The 5,629-nt window shown below is 51.2% G+C and carries 5 protein-coding genes and 1 pseudogene; 3 read left to right on the top strand and 3 right to left on the bottom strand.

Translation table 11 applies throughout. The features are described 5' to 3' along the window. Positions 1–429: 429 nt before the first annotated feature. Genes ACSZPU_RS22685 through ACSZPU_RS22675 form a run of 3 tightly spaced genes read left to right on the top strand, consistent with a single transcriptional unit; the run spans position 430 to position 2,540 of the window. Complete coding sequence (locus ACSZPU_RS22685; protein ID WP_499003426.1) at positions 430–1,122, top strand: transporter substrate-binding domain-containing protein; 693 nt, start codon at positions 430–432, stop codon at positions 1,120–1,122. A 6-nt stretch (positions 1,123–1,128) separates the two neighbouring features. Beyond that, the gene (locus ACSZPU_RS22680) at positions 1,129–1,797 is read left to right on the top strand and encodes an amino acid ABC transporter permease (protein ID WP_499003422.1); all 669 of its coding nucleotides are present in this window, start codon (positions 1,129–1,131) and stop codon (positions 1,795–1,797) included. Between the two features lie 11 nt (positions 1,798–1,808). Beyond that, entirely contained in the window at positions 1,809–2,540 is a 732-nt protein-coding gene (locus tag ACSZPU_RS22675; protein ID WP_499003418.1) for an amino acid ABC transporter ATP-binding protein, read from the top strand. 39 nt (positions 2,541–2,579) lie between these two features. Here the strand turns inward: ACSZPU_RS22675 and ACSZPU_RS22670 are convergent, their stop codons facing one another. The 3 genes and pseudogenes from ACSZPU_RS22670 to ACSZPU_RS22660 form a co-directional block, all read right to left on the bottom strand. Beyond that, positions 2,580–3,296: a FadR/GntR family transcriptional regulator gene (locus ACSZPU_RS22670; RefSeq protein ID WP_499003416.1), complete on the bottom strand. Its 717-nt coding sequence runs from the start codon at positions 3,294–3,296 to the stop codon at positions 2,580–2,582. Between the two features lie 90 nt (positions 3,297–3,386). Beyond that, positions 3,387–4,478 carry an L-idonate 5-dehydrogenase gene (gene idnD / locus ACSZPU_RS22665; protein ID WP_499003414.1) on the bottom strand — a complete coding sequence of 364 codons (1,092 nt, stop codon included), beginning with the start codon at positions 4,476–4,478 and terminating at the stop codon, positions 3,387–3,389. Beyond that, positions 4,447–5,556: pseudogene (locus tag ACSZPU_RS22660) on the bottom strand (MFS transporter); the annotation flags it as partial. The pseudogene ACSZPU_RS22660 and the gene idnD, both read right to left, overlap by 32 nt. Positions 5,557–5,629: the final 73 nt, after the last annotated feature.

Genomic DNA, 5,629 nt, shown 5'->3' with positions numbered 1-5,629 from the left:
TTATCTTTCAATGGTCAAGCTGGGTTGCATCCGATTGTTTTACAAGAGGTTATGCAATTAAGGGACACAGCCTAATCTTTTCGCCAGGTTACGACTCGAAAACAATAAATCACCACACGCAATAATTCTCATACTGATCCTCTGGTTTATCCCTGGGACTTGCCTTTTTAATGGCAGGAATGATATCTCTGTAAAGCTAGAGTGGATTATTCTTATCCGTTATCAATAATTACTAATGGGAATATAGATTATCCCCAAAGTGATTTAAACTGGCGCGCGAAAAATAGACACCACGACATCAATAAACACACATAATTCCAAGGGAATTACCATGCTTAATTTTAAATCAGGGATTATCGCCACAGCGTTGCTGGGTGCATTCTTATTAACCGGTTGCGACGACAATAAAAAACTGCTGAAAGCGAGAAAGTGCTGCATGTCGGCACCTTTGGTGTAAATATCGGATTTTCCTACAAACAAAACGGCAAAGATTACGAAGGTTATGATATCGCGACCGTCAATGCGATTGCGAAAAAACTGGGTTACAGCCGTGTTGAATTAACCACTGCGGATATGACTGGCCTCTTCGGTATGCTGGTTGCGGGCAAAATCGACACCATCGCAAACCAGGTTGAAGCCAACGATAAACGCCGTGAGAAATATCAGTTCTCCCAGACCTATATTTATTCTGGCGCTCAGCTGGTGACCCGAAATAACGACGATTCTATTCATAATATCGACGATTTAAAGGGGAAACGTCTGGGTGTAGACGTTGGAAGCAGCAAAGAAAACTATTTACGTAAAAATTACCCTGACGCCGGTATCGATATTCATACCTACGATGAGCCAAGCGCCATTATTCAGGATGTCGCCCTCGGCCGTATTGATGCCTACATCATGGACCGCGCTGGCGCGCAGCTGCTGATCGATAACTCCCGTCTGCCGCTGAAAAAATCAGGCGATCCGGTTTACCGTTATCAGGAAGCGTTCCCGTTCGTGAAAAACGAGAAGGGCGATGCGCTGCGTAAAGAATTTGATGATGCGCTGACCGCGCTGAAAGCGGACGGCACGCTGACCAAACTGTCCGAGCAGTACCTGAAACAGGATGTCAGCAAGGAATAATTAGCAATGAATTTTAACCTGAGCTTTATGCTGGAAGCCTTTCCAACGCTGCTCAGTTACCTGCCGATGACGTTGTTCCTGGCGATGACCTCGATGGTTATCGCCTCGGTCATGGGGATGGTGCTGGCGTTGATTATTCGCAACCGCATCGCTGTTTTGACGCAGTTTGCCGAAATCTATATTTCGTTCTTCCGCTCCGTACCGACGCTGGTGACGCTGTTCATCTTCTACTTTGGTATCCCGCAGCTGTTCCCGGGTATCAGCATGATGAACGCCATTTCGGCCACCATTATCGCTCTGAGCTTCAAGACTGCCGCCAACCTCGCGGAAGAGTTCCGTGGGGCGATGAACTCGGTCGATAAAGGCCAGATTGAAGCCTGTCTGTCCGTGGGCCTGTCCCGCTGGCAGGGTTTCCGCCGTATCGTGCTGCCGCAGACGGTGCGCATTGCCGTGCCGGGTATGAGCAACTACCTGATTATGCTGATCAAAGAGTCTTCCCTGGCGTTTACCGTTGGCGTGACCGATATCTTTGCGCAGACCAAAATTCTTGCCAGTAACTCGTTTCGTTTTCTGGAAAGCTACCTGGCGGTAGCGCTGATCTACTGGGCTGTAACCATCCTGCTGACGCTGCTGCAAAAACGCATTGAGCACCGTCTGAACCGCCCGTACCGCTAAGGAGCCACGTTATGCTGAAAATCAGTCATTTGCATAAGTCATTCAATGGCAACCCGGTGCTGAAAGATATCTCTCTGGAGATTGAGCAGGGCAAAGTGGTGGCGATTATCGGGCCGTCCGGTTCAGGTAAATCGACGCTGTTGCGCTGTATTAATCTGCTGGAAAAACCGGAGCAGGGTACGCTGGAAATCGCCGGTACGGTTATTGATGCGCAAAAATTTACCCGCCAGCAAGAGACCGCGCTGCGTGCGCACACCGGGATGGTGTTCCAGCATTACAACCTGTTTAAGAACAAAACGGCGCTGGAGAACATTACCGAGGCGCTGATCATCGGTAAAAAAATCCCGAAGGCGCAGGCCAACGAAACCGGGATGGCGCTGCTGGAACGCGTCGGTCTGCGTGAAAAAGCGGACAGCTATCCGGCGATGTTATCCGGCGGCCAGCAGCAGCGCGTGGCTATTGCCCGCGCGCTGGCGGTAAAACCGAAAGTGATTTTGTTCGATGAACCGACCTCAGCGCTGGATCCTGAGCTGGTCAATGAAGTGCTGCAGGTGATCCGCTCGATTGTCGATCACGAGACCACGCTGATTCTGGTGACCCATGAAATGTCGTTTGCCAAAGATGTGGCCGACAGGGTGATCTTTATGGCTGATGGGGTAATTGTGGAAGACAACACCGCAGAGAACCTCTTTAACCAGCCACAGCACGAACGTACGCGTAAGTTCCTGCAGTCGACCCGCTAAGCCGTTTCGCCAGTGGCTGAGGCTGCTGGCGAACCTTCTTTATTTCTCTGATGTGCCCGTCGATTTGATCTTCTCAATGGCGACAATGTTTTCTGACATCGCCTCGTTGAGCACTTTTACCGCCGTGGTGGCATCGCGATTCTTGATCGACATATAGACCTTGATATGGGCTTCCACGCTCTCGAGGGTGATGCCGAGCGCACGGTTCAACTCTTCAAGGTAGTAGTAATAGATGTCTTTAATCGAGTGCATCACGTTGTAGAACACGCTGTTGTGCGATGCCCTGACAATCGCCAGATGGAACTCGTAATCCGCTTCCGAGTACTTTTTGTAGTCGCCCTTGTTGATCAGCATATTGTTCAGCGCGTCTTCGAGCTGGCGAATGTCGTCATCGGTCGCGTGCGTGACCGCAAGCTCCACGCATTTGAACTCCACGGTCTGACGGAAAATCATCATATCGTGAAACTCTTCGCGGCTAAGGTGCATGATCGGGCGGGGATCGTTACTCAACATCTGCGGGGTGAAGTTTTCGCTCACATAGCTGCCGCTGCCCTGGCGCGTCACCACAATTCCCAGGTCACGAAAACGCTGCACCGCGCTGCGAACGCTGACCCGGCTAACGTTAAATGAGGTGGTCAGCTCCGCTTCTGAGGGCAAACGGCTACCCGGCGCCCAACTGCCGTCCAGCAGTTTGCCGCTTATCTGATCATAAATTTCATTTACAACATTCTGTTTTTGAATGGATTTTATGCTCAAGATGGGTATCCGTTAAGATGTCGCTGAAGTGATTTATTGTATAACAATTCACTTTTAAGAACAAAGCGCCCGGCCGGGCGCTTCTCATCGTTAATCGAAACGAATGAGTACCTTAGCAGAGACATTTTTGTCTGTGGCGGTAATCAACGCGTCTTCAATTTGCTGTGGCGGGAACTCGGCGCTGATGAGCGGGCGAGGATCGACGCGCCCGTCTTCCAGCCAGCGTACCGCGGTGATGAACTCACCGATAAAGCGGAATGAGCCGACCCAGTTGAGTTCTTTAACCAGCATCGGCGACACCGGCCAGCTTACCGGGCTGGCGCCCATCCCCACCTGGACGATGGTGCCGGCAGGGCGGGTGAAATCGACGGTAGATGCCACGGCAATCGGCGCGCCGGAGGCCTCAAACACGACATCAAAGTAGCCTTTATGCTGCTGATAATGAGCGACCTGTTCTTCATCGCGCGGATCCATCACCGCCGTGGCCCCCATCTGGCGTGCCAGTTCCAGGCAGCGCGGGCTGAGATCGGACGCCACCAGTTCAGATGCCCCGGCACTGCGCGCCGCCGCGAGGATCAGGCAGCCAATGGGGCCTGCACCAATCACCAGAACGCGTTTGCCGGTCAACTGCCCCGCTTTTTTTACTGCATGAATGGCGACCGCCAGCGGTTCCGAAAAGGCCATCACGTTTGCGGGCACGCGGCTATCGTAAGGAATGCATTGCTCCGGTTTTACCACCACGTACTCAGAAAAGCCGCCATTCACATGCGGATTGAACTGCGCACTGCCCATAAAGCGCATGGAGCCACACAGATTTTGATGGCCGGAAAGGCACATCTCGCACTGATTGCAGGGGCAGGACGGGTTCACCGCAACCGTCTGGCCCACTTTCAGTTCGCTGCCTTTGGGCACTTTGCTGATCACGCCGACAAACTCATGGCCAATCACCATCGGATGTTTGAGGACAGACATCCCCGCACAGCCATGCTGATAGTAGTGAATATCAGAGCCACAGATTCCGCCGCAGGCGACCTTCACGACGACGTCATGTTCACCGTGCTCGATTTCACGTGATTCAAAACGTACGTCTTTTTCCGCATGGGCCAGACAAGCGTTACAGGTTATTTTTTCCATTTTGATAATGACCTCGTTATTTGTTGGCAGTTGCCGGATTAATGGCATTCTTATCCACGGTGTTGGCATTCTTTTTTTCAGGCAGGATCACTTCAATTTTGCCCACCAGGAAGATGTAAGCTAATAAGCCCAGTCCGGCGACGCCTGCGATATACCACATGGCATACTGGAAGTTTTGCGTGCGCTGGAGAATAACCCCAATAACAATTGGGCTAACGATCCCCGAAAGGTTGCCGCAAATATTTAAAAAGCCGCCCATGGTGCCGAGGAAATTGCGGGGAATCACATCGCTCCAGACCACCCAACCCAGGTTTGAAAAGGCGTTAGCAAAGAATGCAACAGACAAAATAACAATCGCAATAACTGGCTGATTTTCAAAGAAGTTCACCAGGCCAATAATCATGGTGACACACAGGCCAGCCATAACGGGTAATTTTCGTGCCAGCGTTCGGGATTTGCCTTTTTTCAGTAGCATGTCGCTCAACGTACCGCCACAGAGCACCCCAAGCATCGCCATAATATAAGGCAGCATGGCGCCCATCCCGGCTTTGGAAATAGAGAGATGCAGCCCTTTCTCCAGGTAAACATTAAACCAGGTCAGGAAGAAATAGAGCGTAGACGAGCAGGCAAATTGGGTGATAAACAGACCCCAAATCGTTTTTTTACTGAGGAAGAATTTAATATCTTGCCAGCTGATTTTCTCGCTAACCTCAGACTGGTTAGCTGAACCATAGCCACCGCCTGCTTTAATGTAATCCAGCTCGGCCTGGTTCACAGCGGTGCTGTGCTGCGGATCGCGGTAATACATAAGCCAGTAAATGCCAAACAAAATCCCGGCACCACCGGACAGATAAAATGACATTTCCCAACCGTAGTTAGCCACAATAAAGTCAAGGGCAGGGGTCAGCAGCGCAAGACCAAGATATTGCGCGCTGGAATAAATCGCGGTCGCACGGGCACGTTCATGGTCCGGGAACCAGGTGGCAATTATTTTTGTGTTAGACGGGAAGGACGGCGCTTCGGCAACGCCAATTAATGCGCGGCAGGCCAAAAGCATTGCAAATGAAGCGGTTGCCGTCGCGAATAAATGGTGTGAGGCGAACCCCATCATAAAGGTAAAAATACTCCGCGAATTCAGATAATAAGTGCAACGCTCGGACATGATTGTGGAGAGTGTAGGAGGAAGGGTTAACTACCGA

Origin of the sequence: Phytobacter sp. V69 (assembly GCF_965644215.1) — a bacterium.
In the GTDB taxonomy this organism is placed as follows: Bacteria; Pseudomonadota; Gammaproteobacteria; order Enterobacterales; family Enterobacteriaceae; genus Phytobacter.
Note: the sequence above shows the minus strand (reverse complement) of the source record. Positions and strands in the feature narration are given on the sequence as shown.